We start from the raw sequence: 17,791 nt of genomic DNA, 5'->3' as shown, positions 1-17,791 counted from the left end.
AATAATAGAGAGAACAGCTGAAACCAGTGAAGGAGGGAAATATCATGAAATACACGCCCTGGTTCATCCGGGCCATCGTCATTTTGCTCATTATCATAGTGGCTCTCACCAGCTGCAATAAAGATAAGGATGAAACCAAAATTACGATTGGTGAGGTCACACGTTCTGTGTTTTACGCACCTGAGTATGTGGCCGTGGCCCAAGGTTTTTTTGAGGAACAGGGGCTTGAAGTGGACATTCAGACGACGGCTGGCGGAGACAAAACGATGGCTGCATTGCTTGCAGGCTCAGTAGACATCGCATTGGTCGGAGCAGAGACGTCTATTTATGTCTATCAACAAGGCGCAGAAGATCCGGTCATTAACTTTGCCCAGCTTACACAGACGGACGGAACGTTTCTGTTTGCCCGCAATCCCGAAGGTGAATTCAATTGGGATCAACTGAAACAGAGTACATTCCTTGGACAAAGAAAAGGTGGCATGCCTCAAATGGCAGGCGAATTCACGCTGAAAAAACATGGCATTGATCCGCAGAATGATTTGGAATTGATTCAAAATGTGGATTTTGCCAACATCGCTTCTGCATTTGCTTCAGGTACGGGGGATTATGTGCAGCTGTTTGAACCTCAGGCGTCCATCTTTGAGAAAGAGGGTCGCGGCAAGGTAGTAGCCTCGTTCGGTACGGAAAGTGGCCATCTGCCTTATACGGTCTTCATGACCAAACAAAGCTATATCAACGACAACAAGGACATCGTTCAGAAGTTCACTAACGGCTTGCACAAGGCACAGGCCTGGGTGGATTCCCACACCGCTGAAGAGATCGCTGAAGTCATCAAACCTTATTTTAAAGATATCGATCCAGCCATTCTGGTAAGCAGTGTGAACCGTTATAAAGAACAGGGCACATATGCAACCGATCCAATTATTGATGAGGACGAATGGAATAACTTGCTGGACGTCATGAGTGCTGCGGGAGAATTGAAACAGCGTGTCGATTCTCAAACGATTGTCGATAATTCCTATTCAGAAAAAGCAGCATCAGCGAAGTAACCAGGTATTCAGGAAAGGACGTGAGCATGTATGCCTGAATCCGAAACGGTGATCAGACTGGAAGGGATTTCGCAAGTCTATGTCAGCGAGCGTGAAGCATCACTGGTTATCGAAAATTTGAATCTTCAGGTCGAGCAAGGAGAATTCGTTAGTCTTGTTGGCCCAAGCGGATGTGGTAAAACTACATTGCTGTCGATCATCGCCGGGCTGCTCACACCGACCGCAGGCGAGGTTAAGGTAAAAGGAAAACGCATCGAAGGTCCGTCTGCCCAGATTGGCTATATGCTGCAACAGGATTATCTGTTTCCGTGGCGTACCATTTTGGATAATGCCTTGATCGGACTTGAACTGACAGGTGCGCTCAATGAACTGAGTCGTGAGCGTACGCGTGAGCTGCTGGCAGGTATGGGTCTAGCTGGCACCGAAAGCCAGTATCCTTCCGAGCTATCCGGGGGCATGAGGCAGCGGGTGGCTTTGGTTCGTACACTGGCTACGGATCCGGGAATACTGTTGCTGGATGAACCCTTTTCCGCACTTGATTATCAAACCAAGCTGCAACTGGAGGATCTGGTCTCGGACACATTGAAGAAATCCGGCAAAACTTCGGTGCTTGTTACCCATGATCTGTCCGAAGCTATCGCCGTCAGTGACCGCGTCATTGTGCTTGATCGCAATCCGGGTCGCATTCGGCGGGAGTTTATCATTCCCGAAGATCTGCGGAACGCACAGCCTTTTCACGCGAGGGAGCAGCCGGGGTTCAATGAGCTGTTTCAGGCGTTATGGAGTGAACTGGATCAGTCCGGAGGAGGTGAGAAGAACGGGTGAATCAGACGAACCAGAAGCAGGAAATGCGTGATGATTGGATGAGACAGCTACACCAAAGTCATATCCAGCAGGTTGCCAGATGGCGACATAAAGTGCTGGCGGTGCAGCTGTCCATGCTGGTGTTTATGTTTTTGCTGTGGGAACTGGCGGGAAGGCTACGCTGGATTGATGTGCTCTTGTTCAGTTATCCCAGCAAAATTTTCAATCAGATCTGGAAGGACATCGTCAGTGGAGAACTATGGGCGCATGTTGGGGTAACCGTAGGGGAAACGGCAGTCGGCTTTTTGCTGGGGACACTCGTCGGAACACTGCTTGCGGTTCTGATCTGGTGGTCTCCTTTTTTGTCCAAAGTGCTTGATCCCTATATGGTTGTGTTCAACAGCATGCCCAAAGTAGCGCTGGGTCCAATCTTTATCGTCATGTTTGGTGCAGGATTTACAGCCATTGTCATGACGACTTTGTCAATCACAGTCATTATAACTACACTTGTTGTGTATAACAGTTTTAATGAAGTAGATCAGAACTATATTAAGGTTATCCGTACGTTTGGTGGCGACCGCTCCGAGATTTTCAGCAAAGTCGTATTACCCGCTTCCTTTCCTGCGATTGTCTCTACCTTAAAAGTAAACGTGGGCATGGCCTGGGTCGGTGTGATCGTGGGTGAATTTCTGGTCGCCAAGCAGGGATTGGGCTATCTGATCATCTACGGATTTCAAGTGTTCAACTTTACCCTTGTTTTCTCGAGCCTGTTGATTATTGCCGCTGTAGCTACAGCGATGTACCAGCTCGTTGTATATGTAGAACGCAAGCTGCTGGCAGGACGTAGGTAATTCTTCAAAGCGTGCATGCAAAATAGAATGCTTCATGATATGTATACAATTTCACAAGAGGTGTCACGTTGCCGGAACCCGTAAAATCAAGTACCATACTAATACGAATATTCCGCGCAGTCCGGAATGAATGCGACGATTGGAGAAGAGGGCCTAGAGGCTTCCGTCGCATCAATCAAATTGCCAGCGTCCCTCATCCGGGGCGCGTTATTGTGACCGACATGCATATGCATGTCGGTTGATGCCGTTTATGAGTGTAGCAGCGAAATCGATATACGGTTCTTCCAGAATGATTCTTTTGATTAGATAAGAAATGGTTTTTGGCAGGATGTGTAATACTAGGGATATGATATATGACGATACACGCTGTCAGGCATTGGACAAGCGCTCACCTGGGTAGGTATGGCTCGCTGGCTTTGACATTTTTGCAGCTTAGAGGAGAGGGAGTTAGATGGGTTTTAGGGTAATTAAAACCGCAATAGCCGCGCTGATGGCCGTGCTGATTGCGGACTGGTGCGGCTTGCCCGGACCAACATCGGCGGGCTTGTTAGCCATACTCGGCGTTGATGTGACACGAAAAAGAAGTATTCGCACCATATCTGCGAGATTTTTCGCTTCCGTAGTGGGGCTTTTATTTGCAAGTGTACTTTTTCACTTTCTTGGCTTCCATTATTGGGTGCTGGCGGTCTACATACTGATTGCATTTCCGGTTATAGTTCGGGCCGGATTCAAGGAAGGCATTGTGACGGGGTCTGTCGTGGTGTTCCGGGTATTTGGCGGCGGTGAAATGGACGTACATGTGGTTTTGGTCCAAATTGGGCTGTTGCTGATTGGTCTCGGTTCCGCGATGGTTGTCAATCTGGCGTATATGCCGGCTGCGGACCCGCAGATGCTGCGTATTCGCAAAAGAATTGATGAGTTATTCTCGGTTATCTTCAAGGAGTTTGCCGCCACGCTGCGCAATCCGAATGAAGTGTGGGCAGGGAAAGAGCTGATCGAAGCCGACAAGGCTGTACTGGGCGGCATTGAAGCGGCCAAACGTTCATTGGAGAATCAGGTCATCCACCCGAACGAGGGATGGAGTGTTTACTTTTATATGCGCAAAACGCAATTGGATTCCATCCAGCATATGATGCATCTGGTATCACAGATCTATCAGAAGATGCCGCATGCGGAAATGGTATCTGAGCTGTTCGACCAGCTCAGTCAGGATGTACTCACTGAATCTTACACCGGACGTACTGAAAAACTTCTCGCAGATGTGCAAGAAGAATTCAAGCGAATGGAGTTGCCGGATACAAGGGAAGAATTCGAGATTCGTTCCGCGATTCTCCAGCTGTGCCGGGAACTCGCGCTGTATCTGAAAATAGCCAAGAAGGACAAAGCACCGTCTCCAGTATCGGACCGGTCCCAATCTACAAATGAATAATAGAAAATAGTTGTCACCCTAGACGGATGCCCTGCATACACTTGTAAAGAATGATTGTATGGAGGAGGTTTAAAGATGTCATTGAGTCATAAACATCAATGTAGAGAGATCATCACGAAGGCGATCTGCGGCAAAGGTCGTAAGTTCTCTACCGTAACACATACCGTGACTCCGCCACATGGTCCGACCAGTATTTTGGGGGCTTGGATTATCAACCACCAATATGAAGCCGTATCAGCGGGGGACGGAATTGAAGTTATTGGTACTTACGATATCAACATTTGGTATTCCTATGACAAAAATTCACAGACGGATGTAGCCAAAGAAACGGTGTCGTATGTAGAACATGTACCTTTGTCCTATCTGGACCCGAAACACCGGGCCGCCACTGTAGAGGTATCTGCGGATGCAACGCAGGAACCGAGCTGTGTGGAAGCCACGGTGTCGGCAGGTGGAGGCAGCGTAATTATCCGGGTAGAACGGGAATTCGCTGTTGAACTGGTCGCCGAGACCAAAGTATGTGTGAAAGTGTGCACGGATGGCTGTGGAGATTACGAAGACAAGGATTATGACTACGGCAGTGGCGATGGAGATTATGACGATCTCGATCCCGACCTGCTTGACGATGAGCTGTAAGCTCAGCGATCCGGATTCATAAACTTAAGGTATCATATGCGCCGCAAGCGGCAATGAAGAGGGCGTAAGCCCTCTTTTTTCATTTTGGGCGAGTATCGGGAGGTGGGACAGGATGAATGTGATAGATGAGGCCGAGGAGGCGGTGCGCCGATATGAACGCATGCTCCCTCGTGAACGAGCAGATCGCCTCAAACGATCCGGGATTGAAGTGCTAGCATCGCAGGGCAGGCGTGACCGGGAGTTGGGTCTGCGTGTGCGTTACGATGTTGAGATATGCTGTCTGCAAGCGATTCGCATCAAACGTAGGGACACCAGTGGCATGGGTGGAGCGCAAGAAAGTGTGCTGGATCGTGAAGCGGCATCAACGTTATTCAAACGCATTGAACGGCTTGCCACCAAAACATTGTATACGGTTGGACTGGATCACGGCGCTGTAAGACTGGAAGCGTCAGGAAAGTGCGGTTGTTCTGTCATCTCAATTGACCCAAGGCCATGGAAGGGCATGACAGATCTCTCTGCCATGTACCGTGCAGGCTGGAAACAGCTTCAGTCCGAACTGGATGAAGAGCGGCATCGTAATGCAGCCCCCATACTTGGAATGGACCCTGAGTTCCTACTTGTGCAAATGCCAGAATCCAAAATCGTGCCCGCCTCCAGATTTCTCGAACGAACAGGTGTAGCCGGCTGTGATTCCGTGACGATCGGTGGACGACGAATATATCCTGTAGCCGAACTGCGACCCGCCCCCAGCTCTGAGCCGCGCGAACTGCTGGCTCATCTGATGAGAGCCTTTGCGGCCGCATCCCGCAGTATTAGTGATCACTCGCTGATCTGGCAGGCAGGGGGAATGCCCCAGCGCGGCTTGCCGCTCGGCGGACATGTTCATTTCAGTGGCGTTACACTAAACGGGGAGCTGCTGCGTGCACTTGACAATTATTTGGCATTGCCGCTTGCCGTTCTTCAGGACCCACGAGGTTCAGGCCGGCGTCCACGTTATGGGGCATTGGGTGATTTCCGACTGAAATCATACGGTGGATTCGAATACCGCACGTTACCCAGTTTTCTGGTATCTCCTCTGGTTGCCAAAGGTGTTGTTGCTCTAGCTGGTCTTATCGCGAGAGGCTATCATCAGCTGCGTCAACGTCCTTTGGCGAAGGCGGCTGTTCATACTGCTTTTTATGAAGGAAACCGTGAGGTAATGCAGGCGCATATTCCGGCACTGCTGGATGATCTGACGCAAATGGACGGTAATGAGCGTTATGAACGTTACGCCGCTCCATTAATTAGCCAGCTAAGACAGGGTAGAACATGGGACGAGAGTCGGGATATACGTAAACTCTGGAATATTCGAGCAGGTTCATGAAGAGTGGGCACTTTTTTGGTATAATGAGAAATAAGTCGATTTTGATCATCGTTACGGAAGAAATGGAACAGCAACCTGTGAGGGAAGCGGCGGATGCCGAAACATGAGGCGGTGGCACGAATAAGGTGCCTGACCGCCTTATTGCTCCTTCCGGGACAGCTTCTCTTCCTGACAACATTGGAACGGATGGAGGATACTCATGGCTCAGTATACGCCAATGATTCAACAATATTTGCAAGTGAAGGCCGAAGCGCAGGACGCTTTTCTTTTTTTTAGATTAGGTGATTTCTATGAGTTGTTCTTTGAGGATGCGGTTAATGCTTCCCGTGAGCTAGAGATTACATTAACAGCACGCGCAGGAGGGGGAGAAGATAAGATCCCGATGTGCGGTGTGCCTTATCATTCGGCTGACAATTACATACAGCGCTTGATTGAAAAAGGATACAAAGTAGCCATCTGCGAACAGATGGAAGATCCAACGGTAACCAAAGGCATGGTGCGGCGTGAAATTGTACGAGTTATTACACCCGGAACGGTAATGGAAGGCAAGACATTAGGGGACAAGTCCAACAACTATATGGTTTGCCTGACAGGGAATCAGAACACACTTGCACTGGCTGCCTGTGACTTGTCCACAGGGGAGCTCTACGTGACCTCTGTTCCATACTCACAAGAGTGGCTCAAGGATGAGATCGGGATCTATGAACCTTCGGAACTGGTGGGGGATGCTGCGTTGCTGGATACGGTGGCTACCCAGGCATCTCCAATTGGTCGACCTGTAGTATACACACCATGGACGAAGAGCAAGGAAGATTTGGTGCGTCAGCAATTCGGCGAAGCGGTATGGGCACGTCTGGAGTCTGAACGTCAAGCCTGTATAGCGCGTCTTTTCTCCTATTTAAGTGAGACACAGAAGCGTTCGCTTGGACAATTGACACAGATTTCAACGTATGAGCCGGATCACTTTATGATTCTGGACCCCTTTACTCGGCGTAACCTGGAACTGGTGGAAACCGTACGTGAACGTTCGAAAAAAGGTTCGCTGCTCTGGCTCCTGGACCGCACAGAGACGTCCATGGGGGCCCGCATGCTGCGTCGCTGGGTCGATAAACCCTTGCTGCAAAAAGGAAAAATCAATGAACGTCTGGAAGCAGTAGATACGCTGTATAACCAGTTTATATTGCGGGAAGATCTGCGTGCAGAACTCAAAGACATCTACGATCTGGAACGTCTGGTGGGTCGAATTGCCTTTGGTAATGCCAACGGTAGGGATCTGAATGCGCTGAAGCTGTCACTGGACAAAATTCCGGGGCTACGTCAGTATTGTGCAGGTTCGCCTTCCACGACGCTACAGCACATTGCTGGCATTATGGATGATTGTAGTGATTTGCGAGATGCAATCGGTCAGGCTATCGTTGATGAGCCGCCCGTGTCGGTGCGAGATGGCGGCTTAATCCGTGAGGGGTACCACGAGCGGCTGGATGAGCTTCGGGAAGCCTCGGTGAATGGCAAGCAGTGGATTGCTGAACTGGAGGCCAGAGAACGTGAAGCGACTGGCATTCGCTCGCTGAAAATTGGTTACAACAAAGTATTTGGGTACTATATTGAAATTACCAAGTCGAACCTGGCTTCTCTGCCAGAAGGCCGTTACGAGCGGAAACAAACCCTTGCCAATGCTGAGCGTTATATTACACCGGAGCTGAAAGAAAAAGAGACGCTAATTCTGGAAGCTCAGGACAAGATGGTCGATATTGAGTACGGCTTGTTCGCGGAATTGCGGGAACGGCTTAATCAGGAGATCGCCAGGCTGCAAAAACTGGCTGAGCTGGTCGCGGAGATTGATGTGTATCAATCCTTTGCCGTCATAAGTGCAGAGCGTAATTTCGTACGGCCTACATTGACCGATGGTTACGATCTGGTCTTGGAACAGGGGCGCCATCCGGTGGTTGAAGCAGTGATGCGAGATGGAGCTTTCATTGCCAACAATACTGCGATGCAGAAGGAAGAGGCCCGAATTCTACTGATTACCGGCCCGAATATGGCAGGGAAAAGTACGTATATGCGGCAGGTGGCGCTGATTTCGATTCTGGCGCAGATTGGCTGTTTTGTGCCGGCAGGACAAGCTGAAGTACCGATTATGGATCGCATTTTCACACGGATTGGTGCGGCAGACGATCTCATCGGCGGGCAAAGTACGTTTATGGTAGAGATGGCCGACATTCAGGTCATGACGGATAAAGCAACACCACGCAGTCTGATTATTATCGATGAATTGGGTCGGGGAACGTCTACCAGTGAGGGAATGGCGATTGCGCAGTCCGTCATTGAATATGTGCACGATATCATTGGGTGCAAAGCGCTTGTATCAACTCATTTCCATGAGCTTGCTCATCTGGAAGAGAGTTTGGACAAGTTGGCGAATTACTCCATGGCTGTTCAGGAGAGCGGGGACAAGGTTAATTTCCTGCGTAAATTGATTGCCGGGGCTGCCAGCAGTAGCTACGGGATCTATTGTGCACGGCTTGCAGGGCTACCGGACAGCATCATTGAACGGGCAAATGGCTTGCTGCACGGTTTCGAGCATGCGGCGGCTCAGGTTGCGGTTGGAAGTGAACTTGCCGGGAATGACAAGCAGCAATCGGGTGATCATGCTCGAGTTGGTGCAGAGTTCCAGTCAACTGATCATTCGTCATTGATTCGGGAGCAGGAATCTACGGAACCTGTCGAACTCACTGTTGCGACTGAAGATCCAGCACGGAAACAACATGACAAGAAACAAAACGGTAAGCAGCAGTCAGACTCCAAACATACTGATGTGGTTCAACTGTCCATCTTTGGAGATGAAGAGCCAAGTGTAACTCCGAAAACGGAGGTGGTTGCCCTTGACAAGCCTGCCCGGGAGTTTATTCGTAATATGAAAGATATTGATGTAATGAACATGACGCCACTTCAGGCGATGCAAATACTGAATGATCTCAAATTGAAGGCACAGCAATTATCCTGAGTATAGGGGAGGGGAAAACCTGTGGCGAAAATTCATGTGCTTGATGAACATATTGCCAACCAGATTGCGGCAGGTGAGGTGGTCGAACGGCCTGCTTCAGTTGTCAAGGAGCTGCTCGAAAACTCGGTGGATGCAGGCGCCTCCAAAATTGAAGTTACGGTGGAAGAGGGCGGCCTGCTCCGTATCCGAGTCAAAGACAATGGTGCTGGTATCGAGCCAGAGGATATGGAAACAGCCTTCTATCGTCATGCAACCAGTAAAATAGCTCATGGCCGCGATCTGTTCCAGATTACAAGTCTTGGATTCCGGGGGGAGGCCTTGGCGAGTATTGCCGCTGTCTCTAAAGTGGAAGTGTTATCGGCCAGCGGGAATGACGGGCGAGGGCGCCGAATCGTGATTGAGGGCGGCAAACTTCTCTCACATGAGGATGAAACCTCACCGCAAGGCACTGACTTTGAGGTGAAAGAACTATTTTTCAATACGCCAGCCAGGCTTAAATATATGAAAACGATCCAGACCGAGCTGGGACATATCTCGGATGTTCTCTATCGTATGGCAATGTCTCATCCTAACATCTCGTTCACGCTGCGACATAATGAAAATACGCTGCTTCAGACGCTGGGCAATGGGGATCTGCTGCAAGTGGTTGCAGCGATATATGGAACTAGTGCCGCCAAAGCTATGCTCCCCATTCAGGGAGAAAGTCTGGACTACCGTTTGAGCGGGCTGATCAGTTTGCCGGAATGGACTCGTGCCAATCGTGGCGGCATGTCGACCATTGTGAATGGACGATTTATTCGGAATTACGGGCTCAACCAGGCTATTCTGAAGGCGTATCATACGTTGCTGCCCATTAATCGGTTCCCACTTGTCGTGGTGCAATTGGAAATGCATCCATCCCTGGTCGATGTGAACGTGCATCCGGCGAAGCTGGAGATTCGTTTCAGCAAGGAAGCGGAGCTGTACGAGTTTGTGGAAACGACACTACGTGGAATCTTGCGGAAGGAAGTGCTCATTCCACAGGTAACCAAGCAGCAAATCAGACGTGGAGATAACAGTTCCTTTATCCAGGAACAGTTCCTGTTCCCCAGAGGTCCTCTAAAGGACAAAACGGAATCCGCAGGGTATGGGCAACAAGGTCCATTAGGGAAAAATGCAGGACTCGCTAAAATGACTTCAGAGGACGATGATCTGGATGCTCCAGCTGATGTGGCTCCGGCTGATGTGCAATCAGGTCCTGATGGAAACGGTGAGGGTCAGACGCTGCCGTTGCCTGAAGCTCCACCCGAGATTCCACCATCCTATGATCCATTCGGGATGTTGAGCGGGGACTCAGGATCTAATGTTCTGAAGCATAATTTTAGTCATGACGAAAATTCCCATAGCGATCCAGCTTCTGCTGTGAGTGGAAGTACCGGTGCTACTACAGATCGTGCTGCGGAAGATGCCTTACCTTCAACTGAGGATAAGGGGTTATCTACTTCACAGGCTCCGGCTTCTGCGTATCGTTCCAATTCGGTGAATTCTCCGGTTAGAGAAGGTCGTTCATCTTATAATCCATCTGCGGCGGGTGCAAAAGGAGAGCGAAGCTGGAAGGCTCCAAGTTTACCGGACCCAGCAAGGCTGGCATCTGCCGTTAAATCGGATGTTTCCATGCCTGCGTTTCCTGAACTAAGTCTGATTGGGCAGCATCACGGGACGTACTTGATTGCACAAAATCAAGATGGTCTATATCTGATTGATCAGCATGCAGCCCATGAACGGGTGAATTATGAGTATTATTACGAGCAGTTTGGCAATCCGGCTCAGGCTTCGCAGGAGTTGCTGCTGCCCATTACACTGGAGTTCACACCATCCGAGACCGAAAAGCTCAAAACAAGACTGGCTTGGTTCGAGCAGGCGGGTGTGTACTTGGAACATTTCGGCGGGCAAACTTTCCGGGTGCGTTCCCACCCGTTCTGGTTCCCCAAGGGGGATGAGAAAGACATTATTGAAGAGATGTCGGAATGGGTTCTGAGTGAACGTAGTATTGATGTTGCCAAGATGCGAGAAGCGGCCTCCATTATGTGCTCTTGCAAAGCGTCCATTAAAGCCAATCAGAAATTGACGGATCAGGAGGCGGAAGTGCTGATTCAGCGTCTTGGTTCTTGCCGTCAACCGTATACTTGTCCACACGGGAGACCGATTGTGGTGTCATTTTCAACCTATGATCTGGAGAAATTGTTCAAACGGGTCATGTAGCTATTTAGGAGGAAATTATGTATATTACAACCGGTGAAAAGGAAGCAGGCCACCTTGTGGAACGTGCACGAAACCTTGCGGAAACAACGGGAGGAACCTATGTATCACGCAAAAGAATGTCTTTACCTGCAATGATTGCACATTATGGGATTGATGAGATTATAGTTGTGCTTCAGGGTAAAGTTCGTTTGTTTCGTCCGGATTCACCGCTGCTCGAGTTTCACCCCAGTATGGGATTTGTTCGCGCCAAACGTGTATTAAGGGGAGAGGCAGACCCAATGCTGGAAGCGGGCGCCGTATTAGAAGGGGATAGCATTATCGATTGTACAGCCGGACTGGGCACCGATGCTTTGGTATTTTCGGTGGCAGTAGGCGAAAGCGGTCGGGTAATCGCATGTGAAAGCTCCCTTCCGCTGTACACGCTATTGGTAGAGGGCATGTCTCAATATGAGAGCATTAAGCCTGCGGTAAACGAAGCTTTCCGGCGCATTGATCTGCGTCATGCGAATCATCTCGATTTGCTGCGTTCCTTGCCAGACCGAAGTTGTGACACGGTCTATTTCGATCCGATGTTCCGTGAACCGATGCTCGATTCAAGCGCCATCCAGCCTTTGCGAGATTATGCGAATCCAAGTGCACTGGATGAACAGAGTATTATTGAAGCGAAAAGAGTTGCCCGCAAGCGGGTAGTTATGAAAGAGAAGCGCGGCAGCGCGGAGTTTACAAGACTCGGTTTTGAAGTACATGACCGGGGAAATGCAAAAACACTGTACGGAGTGATTAATGTTGAAAGCTGAAGTTAAACCGAAGCTGCTTGTGCTGGTCGGACCAACAGCTGTGGGCAAAACAAGAATGAGTATTGAACTTGCACAGGCGTTTAATTGTGAGATTATTTCGGGGGACTCCATGCAGGTATATCGCGAAATGGATATCGGTACGGCCAAAATTACTCGCGATGAAATGAAGGGTGTTCCCCATCACCTCATCGACATCCATGAACCGGAATACCCCTATTCCGTGGCGGAATTTCAGGAGAGCTGCACACGTCTGATTGGGGAAATCCATGAGCGCGGCAAGTTGCCTTTTATTGTTGGTGGCACCGGTCTGTATGTGGAATCGGTATGTTACGGCTTTCAATTCTCTGACAGCGGCTCGGATGAAGCGTTCCGGGATGAACAGTTCCGTTATGCAGAGCAACATGGCCCGCAGGCGTTACATGATAAGCTGAGGGTCATTGATCCGGTTAGTGCAGAACGACTGCATCCGAATGACCAGCGCCGAATTGTTCGTGCACTGGAGATCTATCACCTCACAGGTGAGAAGTTGTCCGAGCAGCTGGCTTCCCAGAAGAAAGAGTCTCCATATGACCTGCTTATTGTGGGTTTGACAATGGATCGTCAGAAGCTGTATGCCCGAGTGGAAGAGCGAATTGATCTTATGATCGAGCAGGGCCTGGTAGAGGAGGTTAAGTCTTTACTGGAGCGCGGCGTAGCGAGAGGACATATCTCCATGCAGGGGCTCGGCTATAAGGAAATTGCGGCTTATCTTCAGGGTGAAGTAAGCTGGGAGGCTGCTGTAGAGTGGCTGAAAAGGGATACGCGCCGTTTTGCCAAGCGGCAATTGTCCTGGTTCCGTCATATGAAGGACATTGAATGGGTGGATATGACGGATACCGAAGATTTTGCAGTGAATTATGCCCATGTATGTGAGATGATCAAACGCAAGTTTGAATGAATATAGAAGGTGAATGTTGCACCCGATATTTAGGACTTTAGAACCTCTATCTTTTAGAAATAAAAGGTAGAGGTTCTTTACTTTTTTATATAAAATGACGTCATTTAAAGAGGGAATAATCGGTCGTGTATACAGATTTAAGCAGAAAAACTCATTGTAAAAAAATAACATAAATATTAAAATGAATTCACATGACAGTTTGTTTGGTTTTGTTCCTAAGGTGAAGGGGGAGATTTTATGAGTGCAGAACCGAGCGGAGTGGCGAGTTTATATCTCTTTTTCTCAGGATTATTTGGAATTGGTATTGCCATTGGAGGTCTTATCGCCTTAATTTGGTTAATTATCGTTCTAATCAATACCAATACATACCTGAAACTCTTAATCAATGATAGAAAAAATCGGCAAAATATTACGTTAGCCAGAGAAGAAGGGAAACCGTACACAGATCCGGAAAAGTAGAAAGGAAACGTGGGAAAAGGTAGAATTTGTCCCTCTTTTGCAATTCTGACAAGCGGTGTATAATGGATAAGTCTTCTAGTTGCAAGCGAAGCTCAGGCATAGGTGCAAAATAGCAGGCAAGGGGTTTTTGTGGATTATATGAATCCGTTCATGATATAATAGCACGAAAGCTACTCAGCGATATTGAATATTACTTATAACACGAATTCAAATGAACCAATGGGGGTACGGCTAATGAACAAGTCCATCAACATCCAAGATACGTTCTTGAACCAACTGCGGAAAGAAAACATTCCTGCTACGGTCTATCTGACCAATGGCTTTCAAATCCGCGGAACGATCAAGGCATTTGACAATTTTACGATCGTCATTGACAGCGACGGACGCCAGCAAATGGTCTACAAGCACGCCATCTCCACGTTCACGCCGCAACGCAGCGTATCGCTGATGCAGCAAGATAATAGCGGCGAAGCTTAAAAAATTACGAAACCTTTTTATCAAACATTTCGTCTACAAGTATAGGAATTGAAACAGAGCAACCTGAATAAGGGTTGTTCTTTTCATTCCGGGCAAAATAAGCTCAATAGGAGCTTGAGCCAGCAGACGAATAGAAATTATGCAACCGAAAGGGAGTCAGGAGGTAACATGCCAAACGATCCGTTGTCGAGGTCTAACAATCGCAACAGCAATAACAAGTCAACCAAAAAAGCGAAGCCAAAGACCTCTAAAAAGAAAAAAATTACGGGTAAACGCGTTGGGTGGACACTGTTTTTCACCATGGCAATCGCCATATTCTGTGCACTGGGTGGATATTTATTTATTATGGTGAGTGGCGAAAATCTGCTCAAAGCCAACAAGGACAAAACAACAATCAATGAAACTTCAAAAGTATATGATCGTAACGGACAGTTAATGGGCGAGTTGTCCATTCAAAAGCTGGAGCCGGTCAATGAAGAAGATATTCCGGACTTAGTAAAGAAAGCTTTTGTTGCTACGGAGGACAAACGATTCTACGAGCATCAGGGCGTGGATATCTGGTCCATCGGACGGGCGGCAGTTAAAGACGTCATGGCCCGCTCCATGGTGGAGGGTGGCAGTACGCTGACTCAGCAACTTGCGAAAAATATGTTCTTGTCCCGTGACAAGACCTTCTTCCGTAAAGCAACGGAGGTTTCCATTGCAATGGCATTGGAGCGCAAGTACTCAAAAGACGAAATTCTGACGATGTATCTGAACCGGATTTTCTTTGGTCATCAGCGTTATGGAATTAAAGCTGCGTCCGAATTTTATTTTGGGGTATCTGACCTTAACAAATTAGAAATTTGGCAAATTGCCACATTGGCAGCGATGCCTAAAGGGCCTTCTGCCTATAACCCGCTGAGCAATCCCAACGACTCCAAAGCACGTCGTGCTGTGGTATTGCAACTGATGTATGAGCAAGGTTATATTACCAAGGCGGAAATGGATGAAGCCAAAGAAGTAGATTATGACTATACACCGCCTGAGAAAGATCAGAAGTATCAAGCCTTTATCGACTATGTTCTTCGTGAAGCGGAGAAAGTGACTGGTAAAACGGAGGATGATCTGAATATCGGCGGGTACAAAATTTACACGACGATGGATGCTCAGGCTCAAACAGCCATGGAGAGTGCCTTCTCGGATGATAGTTTGTTTGAGTCAAGCAAAGATGATCAGCCAGTTCAAGGCTCCATGGTAATCATGAACCATGAAAATGGCAGTCTTGTAGCCTTGATGGGCGGACGGGATTATCAAACGAAGGGCTACAGCCGGGTAACACAGAGCCGCAGACAGCCTGGATCGGCATTTAAACCGATTGTGACTTATGCACCGGCTCTTGAATCAGGTAATTACAATGCAAACTCAGCTCTCAGTAATGAAAAGCAATGCTTCGGCAATTACTGTCCGGGTAACTTGCATGGGTATTCTTCAACCATTAGCATGACAGATGCCATTACAAAATCGGAGAACATCCCGGCAGTATGGCTCCTAAACAAAATTGGTGTAAATACAGGTGTTCAGTTTGCAAAAAGCGTAGGTATCCAACTTACGGATGAAGACAAAAACCTAGCGATTGCGCTGGGTGGTCTTAGCAAAGGTACGAATACGCTGGAAATGGCGCAAGCCTATAGCGCATTCGCCAATCTGGGTGAGTACCAGCAGGCGTATTCCATTAAGGAAATTAAGGATAGCGCGGGGAAAACGACCTATAAACACGATAAATCGGAAACAACACGTGTTATGAGTGAGCAAAATGCTTATTCCCTGACTCAAATGCTGCAAAATGTCGTGAATGACGGTACAGGTCGTTCAGCACGTCTGGATCGACCGGTTGCTGGTAAGACGGGAACCGTTCAAAGTGGTATATCCGGCAATAGCGCCAACCGTGATGTTTGGTTCGTCGGTTATACGCCTGAATGGACTGCTGCAGTATGGATGGGTTATGACAATCCTGATGCAACCCATATGCTCAAGAATAGCAGTAAGCTGTCAGCGGCGTTCTTTGCCAAAGTTATGGGGGACGCGTTGAAAGGAGTTCCTGTGAAGGACTTCAAAGCTCCAGCAGGAGCCCAGACACCTCCGCCGGAAAAAGAACCAGAACAGCCAACGCTTTCAGTGAGTGGTTTGAATGGTGCGTATGATCCATCCACGCAAACTGTATCGTTGAATTGGACTGCAACGGGGGATTCCTCGACACAGTATCGGATTTACAGAAAAGAAACATCTGAGGGTCAGTTCACCCACCTCATTGATGCGGTTGGATCGACCAGTGCGCAGGATCTAAGTGCGCTCCCTGGTCTCACTTATGAGTATTATGTGACAGCCTATGATCTGGCTTCCGGACAGGAGACGAATCCGTCCAACATCATTTCTCTCATGATTGAAGCGGAGGAATTGGAACCGGAACAGCCAGATACGGGCACGGAGCCAGGAACGGAACCGGGTACAGAACAGCCAGGAACAGAAAATCCGGACAACGGTTCGCCGGGGAATGGAAGTTCTGAGGGTAACAATGGCAACGGTAATGAAAATGGAAACAATGGTAACGGGAATAATGGAAACAATGGTAACGGGAATAATGGAAACAATGGCGGGACAGGTCAAGGGAACGGACAGACCGGAGAAGGAAACACACCGCCTGGGCAGGGAACAACAGAACCTGGAGGTACGGGTGAGGGTTCCAATGATGGGGCTGTAACGACACCGGGCGAAGTAGTCACGCCACCCGGTAGTGGCAACAATAGTAATACTGGAGAAACGGATGAACCGACAGATTCTCAAGCTGGAACTGGCGGTTAACGAGAATAAGCCGGATTAAAAAATTACAACCTAAAACCTGCTCCCTGATGTTAGGGAAGCAGGTTTTTTGGTTTGTGTAACGTTGGCGTGGAACCAGAGCTCTCCAATAGATGGGGCAAAGCTTGATTTTGAGTGTATAACTTAAATATGGTAAGCTGTAACTATTCGTAATACGTTGTGCAAAGCGGATTCAGGCACTTGTGGAATCGACAATGCGGACGTTATTCGCTGTTCACCAATATCAGCAGGTCACGGACCTGTGGTCGGCAAAGAGGGGTTCGTATGAAACGGAAATTCGGGGACCGCGCGAACTGGCGCCGGATTACGAACCGACAATTTACATGCCGGTTCGTTCAATCCAAAATTTTTACTGGTTACATTACGTTGTATACAATCCAAGATTTGAAAGAGCCTTTGTGGAAAACCTATGGAGGAAGTACCTTCTGCATTGCGGACAAAGGTTATTCCTGGTTGCAGTATTATCCGAAAGGCGAGCACTTTGTTGTTACGGCCATGTTTGACGATCAGGAGCGGATCGTTGAATGGTACATTGACACATGCCGCAGCCAGGGCATAACCGATCAGGGTGTTCCGTGGTTTGATGATCTGTATCTGGATGTCGTTGTCCTGAAGGATGGAGAAATATTTTTGCTGGACGAGGATGAACTTGAAGATGCTCTTTCACGTAAGCACATCACGACGGGGGATTATGATCTGGCTAACCGGACAGCAAAGGAATTGTTGCATGCTATTGATGCACATGTGTTTCCTTATTTCCAACTGTCTCTGAAGCATAGACAGACCCTGTTTGAGAATGGAGAGTTCAAAAAAAATATTCAGATTTGAGTCATGGAAAAGTCGCAGAATTCTTCACCATCCTTCTAATATTAGAGCACCTGATAG

14 protein-coding genes are annotated in these 17,791 nt (G+C 48.4%); all 14 read left to right on the top strand.

What is annotated here, in order from left to right; translation table 11 throughout:
- Window positions 1-44 precede the first annotated feature (44 nt).
- The 14 genes from AC3ITG_RS19740 (at window position 45) to AC3ITG_RS19675 (ending at window position 17,734) form a co-directional block, all read left to right on the top strand.
- Complete coding sequence (locus AC3ITG_RS19740; RefSeq protein WP_489251107.1) at window positions 45-1,049, top strand: ABC transporter substrate-binding protein; 1,005 nt, start codon at window positions 45-47, stop codon at window positions 1,047-1,049.
- Window positions 1,050-1,079: 30 nt separating this feature from the next.
- The gene (locus AC3ITG_RS19735; RefSeq protein ID WP_413372172.1) at window positions 1,080-1,874 is read left to right on the top strand and encodes an ABC transporter ATP-binding protein; all 795 of its coding nucleotides are present in this window, start codon (window positions 1,080-1,082) and stop codon (window positions 1,872-1,874) included.
- 38 nt (window positions 1,875-1,912) lie between these two features.
- On the top strand, window positions 1,913-2,704 hold the full coding sequence (locus AC3ITG_RS19730; protein WP_489254501.1) for an ABC transporter permease: 792 nt from the start codon (window positions 1,913-1,915) through the stop codon (window positions 2,702-2,704).
- A 451-nt stretch (window positions 2,705-3,155) separates the two neighbouring features.
- A complete protein-coding gene (locus tag AC3ITG_RS19725) occupies window positions 3,156-4,133 on the top strand; it encodes an aromatic acid exporter family protein (protein ID WP_024630479.1) in 978 nt (325 codons plus the stop codon).
- 75 nt (window positions 4,134-4,208) lie between these two features.
- Window positions 4,209-4,769 (top strand): outer spore coat protein CotE, encoded by a 561-nt coding sequence (locus AC3ITG_RS19720; RefSeq protein WP_076289080.1) that lies wholly within the window; start codon window positions 4,209-4,211, stop codon window positions 4,767-4,769.
- 112 nt (window positions 4,770-4,881) lie between these two features.
- On the top strand, window positions 4,882-6,132 hold the full coding sequence (locus AC3ITG_RS19715; protein WP_489251106.1) for a putative amidoligase domain-containing protein: 1,251 nt from the start codon (window positions 4,882-4,884) through the stop codon (window positions 6,130-6,132).
- A 199-nt stretch (window positions 6,133-6,331) separates the two neighbouring features.
- A complete protein-coding gene (gene mutS / locus AC3ITG_RS19710) occupies window positions 6,332-9,136 on the top strand; it encodes a DNA mismatch repair protein MutS (protein WP_489251105.1) in 2,805 nt (934 codons plus the stop codon).
- Window positions 9,137-9,157: 21 nt separating this feature from the next.
- Complete coding sequence (gene mutL, locus AC3ITG_RS19705; protein WP_489251104.1) at window positions 9,158-11,377, top strand: DNA mismatch repair endonuclease MutL; 2,220 nt, start codon at window positions 9,158-9,160, stop codon at window positions 11,375-11,377.
- Between the two features lie 17 nt (window positions 11,378-11,394).
- Window positions 11,395-12,174, top strand: coding sequence for a class I SAM-dependent methyltransferase (locus AC3ITG_RS19700; RefSeq protein ID WP_489251103.1), 780 nt, complete (start codon window positions 11,395-11,397; stop codon window positions 12,172-12,174).
- Window positions 12,164-13,111, top strand: coding sequence for a tRNA (adenosine(37)-N6)-dimethylallyltransferase MiaA (miaA, locus tag AC3ITG_RS19695; RefSeq protein ID WP_489254500.1), 948 nt, complete (start codon window positions 12,164-12,166; stop codon window positions 13,109-13,111). Before AC3ITG_RS19700 ends, miaA begins: the two co-directional genes overlap by 11 nt.
- 237 nt (window positions 13,112-13,348) lie before the next feature.
- Window positions 13,349-13,570, top strand: a complete 222-nt coding sequence (locus tag AC3ITG_RS19690; protein WP_489251102.1) for a hypothetical protein — start codon at window positions 13,349-13,351, stop codon at window positions 13,568-13,570.
- A gap of 234 nt (window positions 13,571-13,804) precedes the next feature.
- Window positions 13,805-14,047 carry an RNA chaperone Hfq gene (hfq, locus tag AC3ITG_RS19685; protein ID WP_017687918.1) on the top strand — a complete coding sequence of 81 codons (243 nt, stop codon included), beginning with the start codon at window positions 13,805-13,807 and terminating at the stop codon, window positions 14,045-14,047.
- Window positions 14,048-14,215: 168 nt separating this feature from the next.
- The gene (locus AC3ITG_RS19680) at window positions 14,216-16,888 is read left to right on the top strand and encodes a transglycosylase domain-containing protein (RefSeq protein WP_489251101.1); all 2,673 of its coding nucleotides are present in this window, start codon (window positions 14,216-14,218) and stop codon (window positions 16,886-16,888) included.
- A 282-nt stretch (window positions 16,889-17,170) separates the two neighbouring features.
- Entirely contained in the window at window positions 17,171-17,734 is a 564-nt protein-coding gene (locus tag AC3ITG_RS19675; RefSeq protein WP_099858299.1) for a ribonuclease FAU-1 family protein, read from the top strand.
- Window positions 17,735-17,791 lie beyond the last annotated feature (57 nt).

The sequence above is a fragment of the Paenibacillus sp. GL_099_B genome, assembly GCF_057835695.1.
Note: the sequence above shows the minus strand (reverse complement) of the source record. Positions and strands in the feature narration are given on the sequence as shown.

What these genes read in the sequence shown, in the direction of transcription:
- AC3ITG_RS19740 (WP_489251107.1), top strand. Translation starts at nt 45, where the DNA reads ATGAAATACACGCCCTGGTTCATCCGGGCCATCGTCATTTTGCTCATT.
- AC3ITG_RS19735 (WP_413372172.1), top strand. Translation starts at nt 1,080, where the DNA reads ATGCCTGAATCCGAAACGGTGATCAGACTGGAAGGGATTTCGCAAGTC.
- AC3ITG_RS19730 (WP_489254501.1), top strand. Translation starts at nt 1,913, where the DNA reads ATGAGACAGCTACACCAAAGTCATATCCAGCAGGTTGCCAGATGGCGA.
- AC3ITG_RS19725 (WP_024630479.1), top strand. Translation starts at nt 3,156, where the DNA reads ATGGGTTTTAGGGTAATTAAAACCGCAATAGCCGCGCTGATGGCCGTG.
- AC3ITG_RS19720 (WP_076289080.1), top strand. Translation starts at nt 4,209, where the DNA reads ATGTCATTGAGTCATAAACATCAATGTAGAGAGATCATCACGAAGGCG.
- AC3ITG_RS19715 (WP_489251106.1), top strand. Translation starts at nt 4,882, where the DNA reads ATGAATGTGATAGATGAGGCCGAGGAGGCGGTGCGCCGATATGAACGC.
- mutS (WP_489251105.1), top strand. Translation starts at nt 6,332, where the DNA reads ATGGCTCAGTATACGCCAATGATTCAACAATATTTGCAAGTGAAGGCC.
- AC3ITG_RS19700 (WP_489251103.1), top strand. Translation starts at nt 11,395, where the DNA reads ATGTATATTACAACCGGTGAAAAGGAAGCAGGCCACCTTGTGGAACGT.
- AC3ITG_RS19690 (WP_489251102.1), top strand. Translation starts at nt 13,349, where the DNA reads ATGAGTGCAGAACCGAGCGGAGTGGCGAGTTTATATCTCTTTTTCTCA.
- hfq (WP_017687918.1), top strand. Translation starts at nt 13,805, where the DNA reads ATGAACAAGTCCATCAACATCCAAGATACGTTCTTGAACCAACTGCGG.
- AC3ITG_RS19680 (WP_489251101.1), top strand. Translation starts at nt 14,216, where the DNA reads ATGCCAAACGATCCGTTGTCGAGGTCTAACAATCGCAACAGCAATAAC.
- AC3ITG_RS19675 (WP_099858299.1), top strand. Translation starts at nt 17,171, where the DNA reads ATGAAACGGAAATTCGGGGACCGCGCGAACTGGCGCCGGATTACGAAC.